The 20823-nt window shown below is 42.6% G+C and carries 16 protein-coding genes and 1 pseudogene; 5 read left to right on the top strand and 12 right to left on the bottom strand.

The genetic code is table 11. From position 1 onward, the window contains the following. Positions 1 to 91: 91 nt before the first annotated feature. Positions 92 to 286, bottom strand: a complete 195-nt coding sequence (locus tag DW917_RS05760) for an outer membrane beta-barrel protein (RefSeq protein WP_118117088.1) — start codon at positions 284 to 286, stop codon at positions 92 to 94. A gap of 181 nt (positions 287 to 467) precedes the next feature. Between DW917_RS05760 and DW917_RS05755 the strand changes: the two genes are divergently transcribed. Then, positions 468 to 1778 (top strand): M18 family aminopeptidase, encoded by a 1311-nt coding sequence (locus DW917_RS05755; protein ID WP_118117087.1) that lies wholly within the window; start codon positions 468 to 470, stop codon positions 1776 to 1778. Positions 1779 to 1829: 51 nt separating this feature from the next. Here DW917_RS05755 and DW917_RS05750 read toward each other — a convergent pair whose 3' ends face one another. Continuing rightward, positions 1830 to 3560: a RagB/SusD family nutrient uptake outer membrane protein gene (locus DW917_RS05750; protein WP_118117101.1), complete on the bottom strand. Its 1731-nt coding sequence runs from the start codon at positions 3558 to 3560 to the stop codon at positions 1830 to 1832. Positions 3561 to 3572: 12 nt separating this feature from the next. Next, entirely contained in the window at positions 3573 to 6269 is a 2697-nt protein-coding gene (locus DW917_RS05745; RefSeq protein ID WP_118117100.1) for a SusC/RagA family TonB-linked outer membrane protein, read from the bottom strand. A 293-nt stretch (positions 6270 to 6562) separates the two neighbouring features. On the opposite strand from DW917_RS05745, the gene DW917_RS05740 reads away from it, so the two are divergent. The 3 genes from DW917_RS05740 (at position 6563) to DW917_RS17690 (ending at position 7977) form a co-directional block, all read left to right on the top strand. Beyond that, on the top strand, positions 6563 to 7474 hold the full coding sequence (locus tag DW917_RS05740; RefSeq protein ID WP_118117086.1) for an Rpn family recombination-promoting nuclease/putative transposase: 912 nt from the start codon (positions 6563 to 6565) through the stop codon (positions 7472 to 7474). A 136-nt stretch (positions 7475 to 7610) separates the two neighbouring features. Further along, positions 7611 to 7733, top strand: a complete 123-nt coding sequence (locus DW917_RS17695; RefSeq protein ID WP_370453516.1) for a DUF1016 N-terminal domain-containing protein — start codon at positions 7611 to 7613, stop codon at positions 7731 to 7733. A gap of 85 nt (positions 7734 to 7818) precedes the next feature. Continuing rightward, positions 7819 to 7977 (top strand): hypothetical protein, encoded by a 159-nt coding sequence (locus DW917_RS17690; RefSeq protein ID WP_233524643.1) that lies wholly within the window; start codon positions 7819 to 7821, stop codon positions 7975 to 7977. Here the strand turns inward: DW917_RS17690 and dnaA are convergent. The 5 genes and pseudogenes from dnaA to DW917_RS05710 form a co-directional block, all read right to left on the bottom strand. Further along, positions 7961 to 9379 carry a chromosomal replication initiator protein DnaA gene (gene dnaA, locus DW917_RS05730; protein WP_022111633.1) on the bottom strand — a complete coding sequence of 473 codons (1419 nt, stop codon included), beginning with the start codon at positions 9377 to 9379 and terminating at the stop codon, positions 7961 to 7963. The two genes, DW917_RS17690 and dnaA, sit on opposite strands and share 17 nt — an antisense overlap. 401 nt (positions 9380 to 9780) lie before the next feature. Then, positions 9781 to 10680, bottom strand: coding sequence for an MlaD family protein (locus DW917_RS05725; RefSeq protein ID WP_118117085.1), 900 nt, complete (start codon positions 10678 to 10680; stop codon positions 9781 to 9783). A 6-nt stretch (positions 10681 to 10686) separates the two neighbouring features. Beyond that, positions 10687 to 11862: an N-acetylmuramoyl-L-alanine amidase gene (locus DW917_RS05720; protein WP_118117084.1), complete on the bottom strand. Its 1176-nt coding sequence runs from the start codon at positions 11860 to 11862 to the stop codon at positions 10687 to 10689. A gap of 69 nt (positions 11863 to 11931) precedes the next feature. After that, positions 11932 to 12312: a dihydroneopterin aldolase gene (gene folB / locus DW917_RS05715; protein ID WP_118117099.1), complete on the bottom strand. Its 381-nt coding sequence runs from the start codon at positions 12310 to 12312 to the stop codon at positions 11932 to 11934. Then, positions 12312 to 12815: pseudogene (locus tag DW917_RS05710) on the bottom strand (ribonucleoside-diphosphate reductase, adenosylcobalamin-dependent); the annotation flags it as partial. The gene folB and the pseudogene DW917_RS05710, both read right to left, overlap by 1 nt. Positions 12816 to 13163: 348 nt before the next feature. Between DW917_RS05710 and DW917_RS05705 the strand changes: the two are divergent. Then, positions 13164 to 13904: a nitroreductase family protein gene (locus DW917_RS05705; protein ID WP_118117083.1), complete on the top strand. Its 741-nt coding sequence runs from the start codon at positions 13164 to 13166 to the stop codon at positions 13902 to 13904. Between the two features lie 249 nt (positions 13905 to 14153). Here DW917_RS05705 and DW917_RS05700 read toward each other — a convergent pair whose 3' ends face one another. The 4 genes from DW917_RS05700 to DW917_RS05685 all read right to left on the bottom strand — a co-directional run bounded on the left by DW917_RS05700 (position 14154) and on the right by DW917_RS05685 (position 20793). Then, on the bottom strand, positions 14154 to 15617 hold the full coding sequence (locus tag DW917_RS05700) for an MFS transporter (RefSeq protein ID WP_118117082.1): 1464 nt from the start codon (positions 15615 to 15617) through the stop codon (positions 14154 to 14156). 92 nt (positions 15618 to 15709) lie between these two features. Further along, on the bottom strand, positions 15710 to 16672 hold the full coding sequence (gene kduI, locus DW917_RS05695) for a 5-dehydro-4-deoxy-D-glucuronate isomerase (RefSeq protein WP_022111640.1): 963 nt from the start codon (positions 16670 to 16672) through the stop codon (positions 15710 to 15712). Between the two features lie 54 nt (positions 16673 to 16726). Beyond that, positions 16727 to 18103 carry a PTS galactitol transporter subunit IIC gene (locus DW917_RS05690; protein WP_118117081.1) on the bottom strand — a complete coding sequence of 459 codons (1377 nt, stop codon included), beginning with the start codon at positions 18101 to 18103 and terminating at the stop codon, positions 16727 to 16729. 212 nt (positions 18104 to 18315) lie between these two features. After that, entirely contained in the window at positions 18316 to 20793 is a 2478-nt protein-coding gene (locus tag DW917_RS05685; protein ID WP_118117080.1) for a bifunctional UDP-N-acetylmuramoyl-tripeptide:D-alanyl-D-alanine ligase/alanine racemase, read from the bottom strand. Positions 20794 to 20823 lie beyond the last annotated feature (30 nt).

Raw genomic sequence — 20823 nt, 5'->3', positions numbered from 1 at the left:
TTTTCATATAAATATATTTCTTTATTTTTCGAAACGATTCAATTCTTCTTGATCAGCATCTTGTTCCTTAACAGCTATCGTTCGAACTGTGTTACCAAAGAGTAACATCCTTGCTATAGAATTGTATGTCATGGTTGCTTATGTTGAAGATGTCGTTAGCTTCAAGCGTAACCGAGAAACGATTCTTGCAGAAAGCCTTGTAAAGCTTGGCTTTGAGGCTGGAAGAAGAACTGAGCCTCATGTTCTCCTTGCTTCCACGGCTATTCCATTCCATGTCTATGTTCATTCTGATAAAAAAATGAAAAACAAGTAGAATTATGAGATTAAATAAAATAAATGTTGTATTTTTGCATAAGATAAGCTGCACTCAGCAATTTGAAAACAAGTTTTCATTGCGCTCATTTGCATTATCTTTGCATAAGATAAGCTGCATTCGGCAATTTGAAAACAGAATAAAGACATAAAGTATGATTAAAAGATTATTATCCTTCCTTGACGCTTCTCCAGTAAACTTTCTGGCAGTGAAGAATATCTCTGAAGAATTGGAGAAGAATGGTTTCCATCGCATCAACCCACAGGAGCCTTTGGGTAAGGTTGAGGCTGGCGACAAGTTCTTTGTTACCAAGAACGATTCCTCTATCTATGCTTTCCAAATCGGTAAGAAGTCATTGGCAGATGGCGGTTTCCACATGATTTGCGCTCACTGCGATTCTCCTACCTTCCGCATCAAGCCAAATGCAGAGATGCTTTGTGAGGGTGGCATCGTGAAACTAAATACCGAGGTGTATGGTGGTCCTATCATGTCAACCTGGTTCGACCGCCCTTTGACTTTAGCTGGTAGAGTGATTGTAAAAGGTGAGAACGCCATGAATCCTCAGACACTCCTTCTTCATATCCAGCGCCCATTGCTGCAAATCAGCAATCTTGCCATCCACTTCAACCGCCAGGTGAATGATGGTGTAAAATTGAGCAAGCAAAAGGATGTTCTCCCTATCCTTGGCATCATCAATGATGAACTGGAAAAGGGAAATCTCCTGATGAATGTAATTACAGGCGAACTGAATATCAAGAAAGAAGATATTCTCGACTTCGACCTCTATCTGGCTGATGCCACTCCAGCCTGCACCTTCGGTGTGCATCAGGAATTCATCTCTTCAGGAAGACTTGATGATTTATCTATGTGCTGGGCAGGTGTAGAGGCGATGATTGCAGCAGATGCCACTTCATCATCTGATACTTCGGCATTTGAAACAACTCGCGTTCTCGCCATCTTCGACAATGAGGAAACGGGATCTCAGACCAAGCAGGGTGCCGGAAGTCCATTCCTCTCTCATATGCTCCAGCGCATTGCCCTTGCTCAGAGCGGCACAGAGGAGGCTTACTACCAGGCAGTAGAGCGTGCTTTCATGATTTCTGCTGATAATGCCCACGCTTGGCATCCTAATTATAGTGAGAAGTTCGACCCGACCAATCACCCAATGCTTGGCGGCGGTCCGGTCATCAAGTTCAATGCAGCACAAAAGTATGCAAGCGATGCTGTATCAGCAGCCATCTTTGCCAGCATCTGCGATGCAGCCGGAGTACCATGCCAACGATTTGTAAACCACAGTGATGTAGCTGGTGGAAGTACGCTTGGTAACATCCTCGCTTCTTCTATTCCTTTGAAGGGTGTAGATATGGGTAATGCCATCCTCGCCATGCACAGTTGTCGAGAAACAGGTAGCGTAATCGACCACGAGTATTGCGTCAAGGCTTTCACGAAGTTTTATCAGTTATAACAAAAAATCATCGGATTCCGCGGAATCCGATGATTTTTTGTATAAACCTCTTTATAATGATTTCTCATACCCCTTGTTCTGCACCAACTTTTTATTCAATTCCATACATTTCTTAGGAATTGGGAAAACGGTGGTATAACCCGATGACTCACCAGCTAAAGGAATACGAAGATCATAGGCTGCAGTAAACTTTCCGAAACGGATAAGATCCTGACGACGCCAACCTTCCCACACCAATTCTAATAATCGTTCTTCCAGGATATTGTCGAGCGTAGCCTGTCGGTTTGGCATACCTACACGGGAACGAATCCTATTCAGTTCCACATTACCCTCTCCTCCATTACGAACCTTGGCCTCCGCTTTCATCAATAATACGTCTGCATAGCGGAAAAGAACGATGTCATTGCTCTGCAACTTACCATCCATATACGAAGTTCTATCCACTTCATATTTTGCCATTCTCGCTCCAGCCGTCTTGATATACTTGCTGTTGGTCAGGTTCTGAGCCACTTCGAAAGGCTGATATTCCAATGGCTTACCATTATCCATCAGAAGTTTTTCACCATCTACTTCCACCACACCTGCCACAAAGTTCATCCTGCAACGGGTATCTTCATCAGCTTCGCCATAGCGGTTTGCTTTCATGGTAGAGATTGTGGCGCAAGTACCATTCTCACTACCCCATCCCAAGGCTCCGCCATGTGTATAGTGATAAGAGCGGAAGAGATAATGGAACTGATTGGTATAGATATTCTTATCCATCGGAATCGTGAAGATATTCTCCTTCGATGTCTCATTATGCGTAGAGAAATTGAAAGCATCATCTTCTTCCAAATCATAACCTTCGCTCGCCAGTTTATCACAATAATAAATGCAGGTTTCCCAGGCATTCAACTTCATGCTGCGATGCTCGCTTGCCTTACCGCCTTTCAGAGAATAAGCACCATCGGCTGTTTGCACCATAAAATAAATATCCTTACCCTTCGGACGCTTAGCATACCCCTCGGTCCAATCATCAAACATATATATTTCTGCATTCAAAGCCAACTTTGCCAAAAGGAAATTGACTACCGGCTGCGTCATCCTGCCATAATAATTTCCTTCCTTATTACTATGTTCTTCCGACAGATAAGGAAGTACCTGCTGTAGTTCACTGAAGATAAACCGGAAAGTTTCACTTCGCTCGCTCTGTGCCGACAGGTTCGTATCTGTCAAAGAGATATCTGGCATTTTCGAGGCAGTTTGATAGATTTCCGATTCTCCCGAAGACAAGACAACAGGAATCCTGCCAAACATATCCATCGCCTCATAATACATCAAAGCCCTGATAGCCCTAACCTCAGCCTTGAATTTGTCTTTCTGGCTGGCAGTAAGCATGGAAGACTTGGCATCAATGATGTCAAGCGACTTATTAGCCAGAACTATCACTTTATAGAGATACTTCCAGGTATCATAGAGTGAAGCATCATCTTCAGTCCACCGATGCTGATACATGGCATTCCACAAACCACCATCATACCAGTCGCCACCACGGATTGGAATGATAGCCTCATCAGTGGTCAGCGTATTATAATCGTAGATGCCGCGACAAGTTCCCTGAATACCTTCACTCTCGTTGGCTCCACCTATATAATTATAGAGTGAAGCTACGGCATTGGTATAAATCTCCGATGCAGAACCATAGATGGCATCCTCGTCGAGCTGATCTTTCGGATGCTCATTCAAACACGATGTCAATGCCAAGACTGCCATCAGAACAGATAATATTCTATATCGTTTCATACTCATCTATTATTAGAATTGAACACTTATACCCAGCGAGAAGGTTCTGTAAAGAGGATAAGTCCGCTTATCATCTATACCCATCGTGCTGTTTACCACATAACTGTTGATCATCGGAGTCAATCCGCTGTAACTGGTGATTGTGGCAAGATTATTCACGCTCGCTGATACCCTGAGCGATTGTATCACCCCTTTCTTGATAGGAATGTCGTAGCCGAGGGTAAGATACTCGAAGTTGAGATAATCACCATTCTCCAGCCAATAATCAGAAACATTCTGATCTACGATATTCTTCTCTGGTGCCCCCTTCAGTACATTGTAATCCGGGAAACTCGACATATTGGTGTATGCCAATCCTGTGCCGTTGAAAATCTTATGTCCGAAAGCACCATTCATCTGCAGAGAGAGATACCAGTCGCGATAACGGAAACTGATATTGGAGCCCAACGTTACTTTAGGAGTAGCCTGTCCGGCAATATATCTATCGCCGCCATCACTCAAATCAACGGTTCCATTCTGATCCAGGTCTTCGATGTAATAACGATAATGTCCGTTGCCATCTTCCACGAGTCCCTTGCAATGAGGCAGATAGAACACACCAAGCGGCTGCCCCACAATCTGATAGACCACATTATTATAACCGCCATGCTGCCCGGCACCCGACAAGGCACCCATCGCAGTAATATCGGCTGCCGACATCTGCATACCAGCATATTCACCGCTCAACGACAGGAGTTTATTCTTCTGCCAAGAGAGATTCATATTGATGTTCAGTTCCATGTCCTTCTTCTGGATAGGAGTGAAAGAAAAGCCTATCTCTAAACCCTGATTGCTCATCGAACCAATATTCGCCAACAGTTTATCGTAGGCGAATGGAGGTACAGGCACGTCATAGGCATAAAGCATATCCGTAGTCTTGGAATAGTAATATTCAGCCGTCAGAACCAGCCGGTTATTCCACAAGCCGAGATCAGCGCCCAGGTTCCAGGTAGCACGTGTTTCCCATTTCAAATCAGGATTGTTGTTGCTAATCATCCCCATCGTCACCGTAGGCGAACTGTTCACCGAAACAATGCCGTTCTGTCTCACCGTGTTCATCGTGGTATAAGCAGATATGCCACCAAGATTACCCGACCTACCATAGCCCGTGCGGAGTTTCAGCATCGTAATATCCTTGATATGACGGAGCCATTCTTCCTGTTTCATATCCCAGGAAAGAGAGATGGATGGGAAGAAACCCCAAGTATGATCATCGCCCACCATCGAAGAACCATCACCACGCATGGAAACCGAAAGGCTATATTTATTTAATAAGGTGTAGTCGATATTCCCCATCACAGAAGCTAAGGCCAGATCTTCATAGTTGCTATCCGTTCCTCCATAAGGACGAGAGGCGGCAGCACCTATATTGTGATAATACATCCCGTTGTTGGTAATTCCCTTGGCAGAAGTCCAGAAACCAGTTCGGATATTTTTCTGATATTCTGCGCCAAGCATCGCCTTGAGATTATGAATACCCCAGGAATGCTGATAGTTTAAGGAAACATTACCAAGCCATTCCTCACTCTTGAATTCACCACGATAGAGATTGCCCTGCGCCCAAACCCATGTAGGACAGAACTGATTATTTTCATTGGAAGCATAGCCGTATGCTCCGAATGCAGTGACATTCAGATAATTACAGATATCATATTTCAGCTTCAGATGACCATTGAAGTTCATATTCTTACTATCATTTCGCTCCTGCAGCAAGGCTCCTGGTGGATTCACCTGCGAAGCCGCTCCATTCTTTACCCAACTGCCCTTCTCTCTATCGAATGGATAGGTAGGATTCATTGCATCGGCAGAATAGAAGAGCATCTGACTGTCAAAGATATCATTGTTTTTATATGAAGAACCAAATACACCGAAGTCGCCAGTCAGCCTATTATTAAATGCCTTCTGAGTGACATCAATCTTAGCCACTAAATTGCGATACCCCTTACTACGGATGATGGTATTATGATCAATATAACCAAAAGAAGCGCGATAGTTGCTCTGTGGATTTCCACCACTGAAAGCCAGATAATGGTTTTGGATATTTCCTGTTCGAGTGATAGCCTTTCGGAAGTTGGTATCATATCCCTTGTCATTATATTCCAATCCCAACTTCTGTGCAGCCGCAATATATTCAGCAGCATTGAGCATCTCCATACTTTTATACATAGCTTCGATGCCATAGCTGCCCTCATAAGAGATCTGAAATCCCTTACCTGTACCCTTTTTGGTTTTCACCTGAATAACACCCGAAGCACCACGCGAACCATAAAGTGCAGTTTCGCTGGCATTTTTCAGAACCGTAAAACTTTCTATATCCGCAGGATAAATTGTTGCAAGTGTAGCCACATCAGAGGTTACGCCATCAATAATAACAAGTGGTTCGTTACCTCCCATAATGGAAGTAGTACCTCTAACACGAACAGCGTTCAACATGGCGATACGGTCAAGTCCATTGGTTGTGACATTGACACCGGCTGTCTGTCCACTCAATGCATCGAGGGCATTGTGAAGTACGCCTTTCTTCAGGAGTTCAGGTTCCACCACGCTCACCGATCCCGACAGGCGTAAAGAGTCCAACCCCTCCATATTTACAAATTGGGCATGAATGGATTGGGGCAATAAAATCAGCGCTCCTACACCATAAAATATGAGTTTAAATTTCTGTTTCATAACCATATCTTCACTTTTGTTTAGGTTAATTCCATATTGGTTGCAAATATAATCAAAAATAGTGATAAACGCACAAAATCTTATAAAAACTTACGAAAAATTTTCAGGAAATAGAATCTGACTGGGAACTTACATCGAAAAGCCACAACCATATTATCCACCCAACAGGTACCAAGACCCTTGTCCTCTCACATAAAAAACGCAATCTCTAACTTTTTCAGAAACTTTTCCCCAAAATCTCTATCAGATATGAAAATAAAGTCGTAACTTTGCGCTTGAGAATTTTAAAACAGATGATTATGAAGCAGGTAGAAGAAAGATACATCAGCTTGCTGACCGATTTCGGTTTCAAGCGAATTTTTGGAACAGCAATAAACAAGGATTTGCTCATTTGTTTCCTCAACAGCTTGTTTAATGGCAGACAGGTTGTGAAGGACGTATCGTATCTGAATCCAGAGCATGTGGGAGATGTATATACCGATCGCAGAGCCATCTTTGATGTATATTGCGAGGGCGAAAACGGCGAGAAGTTCATCGTAGAAATGCAGAATGCCTACCAGACGTATTTCAAGGATCGCGCCCTTTTCTACTCAACCTTCCCTATCCGTGAACAGGCACCAAAGGGGAATGAATGGGATTTCAAACTCAATCATGTCTATACCGTAGCCCTGCTCAACTTCAGCATGAACGAGGACGCCTTCGACAAGGAGAAAATCCGCCATCATGTGCAGTTGTGCGACACAGCTACCCACAAAGTATTTTACGACAAACTCGAATATATTTATGTAGAGATTTCCAAGTTCAACAAACCCCTTGAACAACTGGATACGCTCTACGAGAAGTGGCTCTATGCACTGAAGAACCTCTATAAGCTTACCCAGCGCCCGAAGGAGCTGTGCGACAAGGTTTTCGACCGCCTCTTCGAGGAAGCCGAGATAGCCAAGTTTACTCCGCAGGAAATGAGGGAGTACGAGACCAGCAAGATGGCATATCGCGACATCAAGAATTCCGTAGACACAGCCAAGCGTGAAGGTATAGCTGAGGGTATGGAAAAGGGCATGAAGGAAGGCATGGAAAAGGGCATGAACCTGCGAAGCCTTGAGATTGCCAGAAAGATGCTGGCAAAGGGTTTGGATGAAGCATCGGTCATGGATATGACGGGGTTGACAGCAGAGGAGATAAAGCTGCTGAAAGCGGAGATGTAGATTACGAATATCACCATATAATCAAGGGTCTATACGCCACCTTTTCATCGTGGCATATAGACCACTCAACATTCAACAATCTTCAACATTATCGGAAATTCTATATTCTGTTTCCTGATTTTAGAAAAGTGTACGAATCGTACACAATCTTAACTGGACTCATATTAGACGACTGCTATCTGTTACAAATCCCAAGGCAAGAATGTGGTACTTGAGAAACGCATCAGAAGAGATGTGGAGTACATTTTGCATTCGTTGACCGCCAAAAGCACATCAAGACTGATACGGTCGATTTTTATATCGACCTTGTAAAAGGCGAGGATGACAATCCAACTATTGGTGTTTTGCTTTGTACAGAAACTGACAACACTATTGCCAAATATTCTGTGCTTCATGAAAGTGAACAGCTTTTTGCAGCTAAATATATGTCTTTCATGCCTACAGAAGAGGAGCTTCGTCGTGAGATAGAAAAACAAAAACATTTCATTACGCTTTCAACTTAAACGAGTTTTCTATACTCATTATTTCATCGCTGAAAGTTGCATCGATTTTCAATCGCTCTTCCACTTTTGAACAACTGTGAATCACAGTACTATGATCTCTATTTCCTACAAGCTTACCTATGCGTGAAGCAGGCATTTTGGTATATTTCTGTGCCAGATACATCGTCACCTGTCTTGCCACCACATAATCACGCTTACGGCTCTTACTGTTCACGGCAGCTGTAGTCACATTATAATGAGTACAAACCTTCTCTACGATATCATCTATCGTCAAAGGCTTGTCATCCACCTTCACGGCTCTCTTGATAACGCGTTCTGCCAAGCGGATATCAATATTGCTGTTATACACAATGCTATAAGCCAGCAAACCATTGATGGCACCCTGCAAATCACGCACACTACCATTACAGGTTTGAGCAATGAAACTAACAACCTCCTTGGAAATTTTCAAACCATCACGACGTATCTTATTACTCAAGATATCCACACAGAGCTGCTCGTTCGGTTTTTCCAATTCACATACCAAACCACAAGAGAAACGCGTCAGAAGGCGATCTGGCACATCTTTCAAATCTACCGGAGGACGGTCGCTTGCCAATATGATGCGCTTACCATTACGGAAGAGATGATTGAAGATATGGAAAAACGTATTCAATGTCTTTGCCTTGCCTGCCCAATCCTGAATATCATCAACGATCAGCATATCGATAGACTGATAGAAATTGATGAAATCATTGCTTGAATTGTGCAGAATAGCATCTGTATATTGCGTCTGAAAGAGACGGGCACTCACATAGAGCACGCGTTTTTGCGGATACATCTGCTTAGCCTTAACACCAATGGCATTGACCAAATGTGTCTTACCGCTACCAGACGGACCATAGATAAACATCGGATTAAACTGACTTGTATTAGGATGTTCTGCAATAGACAATCCCACAGAACGTGGAAGCTTATTACTTTCACCCTCCATGTAATTATTAAATGTCAACTTAGGATCAAGTTGGGTATCAATATCATCCATTTGAGATTCTCCTGCTGCAGCAGTCTCACTTCCTGCCTGAGCCTGATGACTCTTAGGACTCAAGTCATTAGCATCATCAGGATCTAAAGGCAAAGGTGTAGTTCCACCAGGAGCATCCTTGACTACCACAACACGATAAGTCAGACGAATACCTTCACCAAAATTCTGATGCAAGACCTTGCTCAGTAAGTCCACGAAGTTTGCTTCCAAATACTCATAGAAGAAAGTACTCGGAACTCTAACCAGCAAAGTTTTCGTAGCCGGCTTATACGACTCGAAAACAATGGGTTTAAACCACGTATTGAAATGTTGCTCAGAGACATGCTGACGGATAAGCGTAAGACAATTGTCCCAAAGAGCTTTAGGACTTGCTAACATTATATCGATAATTGCTTTAAATTATTGCTCAAATTAGTGAAAGGCATCCCCAAAACGCCAAATTCACTGCAAAATTATAAAATAAAACGCAGACTACCAAATCTGATAATTTAAATTATTTTAATATAGTCTTATAACCTCTTAATTATCAGACACTTAATTAAGTTATCCACAATTTTCAGTTCTTTGACCTATTTTTATAGTTAACTATCTGATGTAGAATAACTTAGAAGCTTTTCAAAGAAAAGAATAGAAAAAGAGTGAAACAAAATCGTAACACCCTCGAAATAACTCACAAACAATCAGTTCGAAAGTTATTTCGAGGGCGTGAAACATTGTATTCACTTATTTAGACAATTTTTATTTAAGCACAGGCGGCTTTTTAAAGACATTCGCCTCTATTACTTGTCTTTTTTACCAAAAACAGAGAAGTGAACATAGCGCTTAGGATGCTGTTTCAAATCGATAACTAAAGAATCAGCATGGCGCATGGTCGAATTCATATTATCATAAAGTTGGGTATCATTCATCAGCAAGCCGAGAGTACCCTTGTTGCTGTTCAACTTTTCAGTAAATGCCTGTGTATTCTCCAATGTCTTGTTGACAAGATCCAGCGTACCCTGTACATCCAAAGATGCCAGATTGGAAGTCAGCTTATTCGTATTATCCAAAACGCCATTGGCACGATTGATCATACCAGGAACCTGCTTATTGAGACCTGCCATCAACGTATTCAACTCACGGGTAGAAACCGTAAGATTGCCCGTAATGGTTTGCACATTATGCAAAGAAGCAGCCAATGCAGGATCTGCCAAGAGCGCATTCAAGCTACCCAAGATAGAATCCAGTTTAGGGAGCATCTTCTCGATAGTAGGAACCATAGCCGAAACCTTGCCCAAAGCGCCCTCATTGACAGCTCCAGGTATAATGCCACCAGCCTCAATACGTTCACGAGGATTATTAGCCAACAAGATATTCACTTGCAAATTACCCATCAGGTCTTTCACAATTTCAGCCTGACTTCCCTTTGGAATGCGCAGATTTTTATCAATATCAGCCTTTACCTTGATAGGCCCAGACTGAGTATAGTCAAAATCCACAGCATCAACAGTTCCTACCTTATAACCATCAGCATAAATTGGCGTTGAAGCACCCAGTCCCTGGATGTCGGAAAACGTCATATAATAATAGTTATTGGAAGAAAACAGATTGATTCCCTTCAGAAAATTAATTCCGAAGTACATAATCAAAATACCTACAATAGCCACAAGAGCTATTTTTATTTCCTTGGTAATTTTCATTCTCCTTTATTTTTTATTCTGTTTAAATTCTCGAATTGCCTGATTCACATCGTACTTCTGTCCATCCTTAAAGGCGATGATAAATGCCTCAGGAAACTTATCCAACAAGGATTTACGAAGTCGGAAGATCTCATTATAATTAGCAGAAGAGCCCATCGTGTATTTCACCATACCACCCTCCTGATAACTTGCATAACCTGTTTCTCCTTTGAAATGCGCATCACCTGCTCGAAGCACACGGTTGCTCACTAAAATCTGCACTTTGAAGATTGGGGCATGAACGTCTTTCTCTCCAACGGAAGTATCCCTTGCCTGCGATTGTCGCTTGGTTTCCTCGCGCTGATAGGTATCTGGCACAATCTTTGGCATTTCTCTGTCGTCTGCAGATGATGCCGCACGATAAGGCACAGAAACTCTTCTATCATACTTGTTCTTATATTGTTCGAAACCATGGAAAATAGCCTTAGCCACATCATCCACGCGCGATTCATTGTTGAGCAGTTCCTCCTCATCAGGGGTGGTGATAAAGCCTAACTCTATCAAGCAGCTTGGCATAGAGGTCTCGCGAAGAACCAGGAATCCTGCTTGGTGAACTCCTTTATTCGGGCGGTTGGCCTCGTTGCAAACACACTTTTGAATGGAGCGGGCAATCTCAACACTGCGCTCCATATTCTTACCTTGAATGAATTCAAAGATAATATAGCTTTCAGAAGACTTCGGGTCAAATCCCTGATAAGTCTGCTGATATCCCTTCTCCATGGAGATGACAGAGTTCTCTCGCATAGCCACATCCAGATTATCCTTGGCACGGTGCATACCCAAGGAATAGGTTTCAAAACCTCTGGCTATCTTACCACCAGGCAAGGCATTGGTATGAACTGAAATAAACAGGTCAGCACCAGCCTTATTGGCAATATTTGCTCTTTCCTTCAACGGAATGAACACATCAGTCTTTCGGGTATAAATGACACGCACATCTGGCATATTACGTTCTACATACTTACCAAAAGCCAATGCCACCCGCAGGTTTATATCTTTTTCTTTGGATCTGGCACCCATGGCACCTGCATCATGACCACCATGACCAGGGTCAATAACGAGCGTAAATCTATCATTGGCAGCAAAAGAATATGCCACCAACATAAAGAATGCAACCAGCAAAAGAACGATCTTCTTCAACATACTATTTATTATGATTGTGCAAAATTAAGCATTTAATGGCAGAAAACCAAAATATGCAACAAAGTTTTATTATTTATTAAGTGAACGCTCAAACAGAAATTCCACACCAGCTCCTTCACAATCGGCTCCCATAGGTGGATTCTGCTTGATGATTTTCAGATGAATTTCTTCTATAGTTGGGAAACGGCGAAAAAGACGATCACCAATTCTGCCTCCTACTCTTTCTATCAATTGAGAAGGAACAGACATCTCCTGGGAAACCAACTGATAAACCTCTGCATAGTTCAAGGTATCATTGACATCATCACTCGTCAATGCATTCGTAACATCATATTTGATACGTAAACTTACAAGATAATCATTACCCGTTTTTCTTTCCTGTGGCAAAACACCATGAAAGGCATGAAACTTCAAGTCTTGCAAAAGGATATAGCTCTGACGTAAATTCATCATTGTTCACCTCCATCATGCTGTTCATCACTACAAGAAGTTAGCTGTTCATCATCCTTCAAGTAATTTTTCAAGGCACGTTCTACACCCACCTTCCAGGTATTGATACTCTCAGAAGTGAGCTGCAACTGACTAACCAGTTTGATAACATGCTTGATAGGCATACGATAGCGCAACACACCGGAAATCAACTTGGCATAATTCCAATACTCCGGATTAAACTTTTCGCTCAATCCCTCCACGGTTATCTTATAACCACGCTTGTTGACAAACTGAAAATCATATCTCTTGGCTCCCTCACTGAGAACTGTCTTCACGATTTTACCTTTGGTGACAGATTTTGGTAACATGATGCCTTCCTCATCATCTTGCAAACCTGTGAATATCTCGTAAGGATGACCATTAAGCAAACCCACCAATGCCACCCATTTCTCCTTATTATTCTGAAAACGGACAACATCACATTCCAATTCTCTTGGTCGCACCTCAACCACATCCGGTTGCATATTCCGAATATTGACAGAATCTCCGACTACCTTATGCAAACTGTCTTGCAGCTTACCCCAATCAACTTGCTGGTCTGCAAAACGGTTGCGCAGGTTCTCCAAACTACTCTTCAAATCATCCACGAGTGCAAGACGAGCCTCTTCAAAAGTCATATTTTCTGTATCAATCATATTAAACGTTTAATAATTTGGTGCAAAATTAAACTTTTTATTCTAAATGATGAAAGGTTTTTGGAGATATTTCTTAAAAAGATAGCAGTATATGCCACTTTTTAGAAAACTTTATTTACCTTTGCAATAGAATAAGGAGGAAAACGATATCAAGAAACATCAAAAATAAAGAATATGGAATCAATTAAAAACAGAACAACCATTCGCAAATATTCCAACCGTGAAGTAAGCGATGAATTACTGAATCGGCTGATAGAAGAAGCAGAGCGTACCCCTACGATGGGCAATCTCCAGCTCTATAGTGTCGTCGTTACCAGAAGTGAAGAAGGTAAAAAAGCACTTGCTCCAGCACATTTCAACCAACCTATGGTGACAGATGCATCTGTTGTACTTACCATCTGCGCAGATTACCGACGTACAACCATCTGGGCAGAGAACCGCAAGGGCACCCCTGGTTATGACAATATCCTATCATTCATGAATGCGGCTACAGATGCTTTGCTTTTCACACAAACATTCTGTAACTTAGCCGAAGAAGAAGGATTAGGCACCTGTTTCTTGGGCACAACTATCTATATGCCTAAGATGATTATCGACACCTTGAAATTACCAAAGCTCGTAATGCCAGTAGCCACCATTACCTTGGGATGGCCTGACGAGCATCCAGCCAAGAGCGATAGACTCCCATTGCGTAGTATCATCCATCAGGAATCATACAGCGATTATACCCCAGAGAAGATAGATGATTTCTATGCAGAAAAGGAATCCTTGGAAGAAAACAAGGAATTTGTAAGAATCAACAACGTAGAAACCCTCGCCCAGGTTTTCACAGACATCCGTTATACGAAAAAAGATTGTGAGGCCATGAGCATTGGTTTTATGGATGCGCTCAAGCAACAAGGTTTTGTAAAATAAAAACCGCACTCGGTGCATAATTCGCAAGATGTTGCCTGTCTTCATGAGAAAAAAGACAGGCACCCACTTTCATTTTTGCGTAGGCAGGGAAAAATTCGTCCTTGTCCACGCAAAAAAAAATGCCTGCCCAAGCGGAAGAAATTTCCCCTTTAAGCAGAGCATGATTTTAACCCATAAACTGAAATCCCTGTTAAGGAAAAATCATTTCCTTAGCAGGGATTATTATTTTTACTTGATATCTTTCTCTAATTAGTCAACGACGATTGGCTTGTACTTTGGTACCAATGCCTTCATGATACACCAACCAACGAGATAAGCCACTGCACAGATGCAGAAGATAATCATATAACCAGCTGGCTTGCCATCAAAGCCCATGAAAGTAAAGGCAGCACCCTGACCTTCTGCATAGGTAAAGAGCATACCAGAACCCTTATTGATGAGGAAAGAACCTACACCACCTGCCATAGCACCAATACCAGTGATCGTTGCAACGGTAGATTTTGGGAACATATCACCAATGGTTGAATAAAGGTTGGCAGACCATGCCTGATGACCAGCACCTAAAAGACCGATAATGATAGCAGGCCACCATGCACTATACTCACCCATAGGCTGTGCTATCAGACCCAACAATGGGAAACATGCAAAGATCAACATCGCACGCATACGGCCGATATAAGGATTCATACCCTTCTTATCAACAAAGTAAGTTGGCAGATAACCACCACCGATACTCAAGATGGTAACAATCGCATAAAGGGTGAAAATCAAAGCAATACCCATGCTTGAGTCAGAAGAATAACCATACTGATCTGAGAAATAAGCTGGAGCCCAGAAAAGGAAGAACCACCATACACCATCAGTCAAGAACTTACCTGTGATAAAAGACCAAGTCTGACGGAAGGTAAAGCACTTCAAGAAACCGATAGTCTTCTCTTCTTCCTCATCACCTGCAGTCTTTTCAGCCTCAACCTGCTCAGCTTCCTCATCCTGATTGATATAAGTAAGCTCTGAGTGATTGACATACTTGCTCTTGGCAGGTTTGTCATAAAGCCATACCCAAAGACCCATCCAGACATAACCGAGCACACCGATAATGATGAAAGCCCACTCCCAACCCATGGCGCGAGCCAAAAGAGGAATAGTAGCTGGAGCTGCCAATGCACCTACAGAAGCACCACTATTGAAAATGGCTGTAGAGAAAGCACGGTCCTTCTTTGGAAAATACTCTGCTGTTACCTTGATAGCTGCAGGGAAGTTACCAGCCTCACCAACGGCAAGAATCAAACGGCAGGAAAGGAAAAGCCATACACTGATAGTGGCAATAGCAATTGCTGCATCACTACCAGCCTGAACCAGGCGCAAAGCTTCAATAGAATCATAGCCTTCTACCTGCATAGCTACCCAACCGCAACCTGCATGCATCACAGCACCTGTTGACCATACGAAGATGGCGATGAGATAACCTTTCTTAGTACCCATCCAATCCACAAACTTACCTGCAAAAAGATTTGCAATGGCATAGAAAATGGAGAAGAGACCGGTAATCGTACCATAGTCATCATCAGTCCAGTGGAACTCTGGAGCGATAAAATCTTTCCATGTTAATGACAAGACCTGACGGTCCATGTAATTCACGGTGGTTGCCAAGAAAAGCAACGCACAAATGACCCAGCGGAAGTTGGACATCTTACTTGTTTTAATAGCGTTCATACTTATTATAGAGTCTGTTTAAAATTAGCGTTTAAATGAGAACGAAAAATCTCTTGTGGACAAATGATGCCCACAAGAGGATTATTTTCATATTATTTCATCTCAGGAATTTTAACTACCTGCATATCATTATAGATCAGGTTCTCACCAGCCATACCCCAGATAAAGGTATAGTTGCTTGTACCAGCTGCGCAGTGAATAGACCACTCTGGCGCAATCACAGCCTGCTCGTTGTTCAACCAGATAGGACGAGTCTCCTGTGGTTCACCCATTACATGGAGAATCTTCTGACCCTCTGGTACATTGTAATAGAGATAAGTCTCCATACGACGGAGGTGAGTATGAGCTGGCATGGTGTTCCATACAGAACCCTCTTTCAACTCAGTTACACCCATCTGCAACTGGCATGTACGTACACCAGCAACACCATCGATAATCAACTGATGGATAACGCGGTCATTACTTTCCTTCAAGCTACCAGCCTTGATGTTGTTAGCATCCTTCAATGTTACCTTCTTAGTAGGGAAGGTCTGATGTGCGCAAGCACTGTTCATATAGAACTTAGCTGGCTTATTGGCATCCTTGCTGGCTACTTCAATATTCTTGGCGCCACGACCTACATAGAGAGCCTCCTGGAAACCGAGCGTATATTTCTTGCCATCTACAGTAACAGTACCCTCACCACCGATATTGATGATACCCAACTCACGGTTATCGAGCAGGTTCTTCTGATCGTTTGGCTTGTCTGTATAAAGAGGAGCGATAGAAGTCAACTTCAAAGGAGCTGTTGTTGGCTGCGCACCACCAATCAGAAAACGGTCAAACATTGTGTAAGTCCAGTTTACCTCACCTGGAGCAAAAACCTTCTCAATGGCATATTCACCACGAAGACGGTCTGTTGTGTAATGCTTTGCATCCATTGGGTTGCTTGCATAACGAACATTGTAATTAGTGTAAGCATTTTCTGCCTTCACTTCATAAGCACTCTTGCAGCACTGTGCAAAACCAGCACCAGCAACGAGCAACATTGCAAATGATAATAATACCTTCTTCATTACTAAAATCTTTATATTATTTTTTATTTTTCAGAATTATTTCTATCTTTCTGTTTATTTCTGCAAATCCTCAGCAGCCTTCTTCTCTTCTTTCACGATGCGCTGACGGTTGATAATCATCAAAGCTACAGTGATGACTGTGAGTACACCCATACCGATGTATGAAAGTTTCACACCTCTATAGATAATCCATCCGAAGAGAGATGAGGCAAAGTCGAGAGCACCACCAGAGAAACCAGCAGGAATGTGAGCTGCATTATCACCTGTAGCTGCATATACCTGATTGGCAGCCAAAGTAAAGTCAGGAGCCATATCGGTTACAAAATAAAGACCGATTACCAGAGCAAAGAGACCGATAATAAGGGTCTTTACTACATTACCTTTGGTAAAAGGCAATATCATTGGGAAGAGGTAGAACATACCTGCCAAAGATGCCAATGGCAAGAACTGGTTGCCAGGCAAGAATACTGCGATAGCCAAGATAGCAGGAATCAAGATGACAGATACGACCAATGTTGTAGGATGACCGATAACAAGAGCAGGACTCATACCGATATGTACCTTCTTACCATTGAACTTAGACTTCACCAATTCCTGAGTCTTTTCTGAGATAGGCTTCAAACCTTCAATAAACAAAGAGGTAATACGTGGAATCAGTTCCATCACCGCTCCCATGGTAACACCTAAGAACAATACCTTCTTAATATCAAGCTGCGCAGCCCAACCGATCAGGGCACCAACGATGACACCGAGAACCAACGGTTCACCTAATACACCAAACTTCTTCTTCAAACCCTCTGCATCGATATCCAACTTAGAGAATCCTGGAATCATATCCAGAAGCTTGTTGAAACCGATAGCCAAAGGCATAAAACTCTGGCAGAAAGGCTGAGGAATAGAGATACCATCCAAATCATAATATTTCTGGAATTTCTCTGCTGTCAAGTCTGCACAGATCAGAGTAATGATGTAGCAAACGATTGCTGCGAAATAACCCCACAACAAACTTTGACCCATCACGAAGTAAGCTACCGCACCGATGAAAGCAAAGTGCCAGTAGTTCCAGAGGTCAATATTGACCGTACGGGTTGTCTTGGTAATCAACATCAGAAAATTGACACCCAGGCAGATAGGGATAATCAATGCACCCACCGCAGTATTATAGGCAACTGCTGCTGCAGCAGGCCAACCCATATCGAATACATTTAACTGCAGATGATAAAGGTCGGAGATTGCTTTCAATGGGTCATTGAAGTTAGTTGTCAACAAAGCAGTAACAACACCCAAGCCTACGAAACCCACGCCTACGAAGAGTCCCGACTTCAGTGCCTTACCGAATTTCATGCCAATACACAAGCCGATGACGGTAAAGATGATTGGCATCATCACACTCGCGCCTAAGCTAATGATATAGCTAAATACCTGTTCCATTTTAATTTTTAATGAATGTTAGTTAATAATTTGGGGCACCCATATAAAGTGCAACATTGATTTGTTTCAAGTTTTATGGGCACAAAGATACGCTTTTTTCTTTAAATTCAATACGTTTTCATTAAAAATATTACTTAAAAAAGAATCCCACCCGATATTTTCGGATGGGATTGATATGATTTTGTACATTTTCAACAGATTTTCGCCTCTGTTTAATCCTGATAATACACTCTCTTCACACGATTACTGATAGTAGTCAGCACCTCATAAGGTATCGTGTCGAGAATATCACTGAGCGTTTGCACTGGCAATTGCTCTCCAAAGATTTCCACACTGTCACCTTCCTTGCAATCTATGCCTGTCACATCGATCATGGCTACATCCATACAGATGTTACCTACATACTCTGCTTTCTGACCATTCACCAGACAATAAGCATGACGGTTACCGAGATGACGGTTCAAACCATCAGCATAACCGATTGGGATAGCTGCTATCACACTGTCCTTATCCAGAATGGTCCTGCGACTGTAGCCGATACTCTCCCCTGCCTTGATGTGATGCATCTGCAGGATAGTCGTCTTCAGGGTACTTACACAGTTGATGGTCTTATTGTTGCGGGAATTGATACCATAAAGTCCTAATCCCAAGCGACACATATCCAACTGTCTGTCAGGGAAATGCTCTATACCTGCAGAATTGCAGATATGGCGCAATATCTTATGATCGAAGGCAGCCTGCAACTGCTTACTACCCTTATCAAACAATGCGAACTGCTGGGCAGAGAACGCATCGAAGGAATCATCATCACTACCTACAAAATGCGAGAACACACTTCGAGGTATGATGGCATTCTGATGTTTCAGTCGTGCTATCAATTCCTCCATATCATTTTCCGGATCAAAGCCCAGACGGTGCATACCTGTATCCAACTTGATATGTACAGGGAAACCAGTAACACCTTCTTTCTCTGCAGCCTTGATCAGCGCATCCAGAATACGGAAAGAATAAACCTCGGGCTCCAAATCATAGTCGAACATGGTCTTGAAGGCTGTCATCTCCGGATTCATAATCATGATATTGCTCGTAATACCATTCTTGCGAAGCGTAACACCTTCATCGGCTACTGCTACGGCAAGATAATCCACACGATGATCCTGCAATGTCTTGGCGATTTCTACCGCTCCGGCTCCATAACCATCCGCCTTGATCATGCATACCAACTTGGTCTCTGGTTTCATGAACAAACGGTAATAGTTCAGATTGGCCACTACTGCATTCAGATTTACCTCCAATGTGGTTTCATGCACCTTTTTCACGAGTAATTCAGTCAACTGGTCAAAGCCAAACTGACGGGCACCCTTCAGCAGGATGACCTCATCGCGCAAGGAAGCGAACACCTCACTCTTGATAAAGTCCTCAATATTACGGAAGAAGAATTTCTCTGAAATCTGAATCTCATCACTCTGTTCATACAACTGCGGACCGACACCGATGAATTTGACCACACCACGCTTACGGCATAAGTCAGAGACCTCTTTGTACAAGTCCTTAGGATTTTCACCGCTCTGGAAGATATCACTGAGTATCAACGTATGACGGCGGCCCTTATGATCTGGACGGCGGCTCATAAAATCGAGAGCGATATCGAGGGAATTGATGTCTGAGTTGTAACTGTCATTGATCAAAGTGCAACCATGCTGTCCTTCCTTGACTTCCAATCGCATAGCTACCGGTTCAAGAAGTGACATACGCTTATCCACTTCCTCTGCAGTCAACCCCAACTTACGGGAAACAACTGCCGCTATAATAGAATTGGTGACAGAAGCCTCATCAATAAAAGGTAGAGAATAGCTATCCTCTTCACCTTTATATATATAGGTAATAATAGACAGATTACCCTTCTTCTCTATATTTTTCACATAGAAAGGAGCAGCAGAATCCTTCAATGACCAATACAGTTTTTCACCCTTGTAATCATGATATTCGCCTACCACCCTGGCAACAATTTCATCATCACCATTATAGACGATAGTTTCTGCATCATGGAAAAGAATGATCTTCTCACGACACTTAGCCTCCAAAGACTCGAAATTCTCCTGATGCGCAGAACCCAAATAAGTAAGCACGGCTATCGTTGGCTGAATGATGTCACGAAGAGCAAGCATCTCGCCAGGCTGACTGATACCAGCTTCAAAGACACCAACCTCAGTCTGCTCGTTCATCAACCAGACAGACAAAGGCACACCTATCTGAGAATTGTAGCTGCGCGGACTGCGGGTGACAAACATATTTGGAGAAAGCAACTGATGAAGCCATTCCTTGACCATAGTCTTACCATTGGAACCAGTAATGCCCACGATAGGAATATTAAATTCATCACGATGGCGCTCTGCCAGACGCTGGAGAGCTTCCAGCGTATTAACCACCTTCAGGAAATTAGCTTCCGGATAGTCAGAAGCATATCCTTTAGGAACATTAGTAACTACGAAATTTCTAACACCACGACGATACAACTCAGGAATGTAGTTGTGACCATCATTACGCTCTGACTTCAAGGCGAAGAACAGAGTTTCCTCTGGGAAACAGAGTGAACGGCTATCGGTCAATATGAAACCGATATTCGTATCCTTGTCTCCATAGCGACGCGCACCTATCAGTGTGGTTACCTTTTCGATAGTATAAGTCATTATCTTACTTTTTAAAATATTCTATATGAG

Source organism: Prevotella sp. AM42-24, assembly GCF_003461825.1.
In the GTDB taxonomy this organism is placed as follows: domain Bacteria; phylum Bacteroidota; class Bacteroidia; order Bacteroidales; family Bacteroidaceae; genus Prevotella; species Prevotella hominis.
The sequence above is the reverse complement of the archived record's forward strand: the minus strand, read 5'-3'. Positions and strand labels throughout refer to the sequence as shown.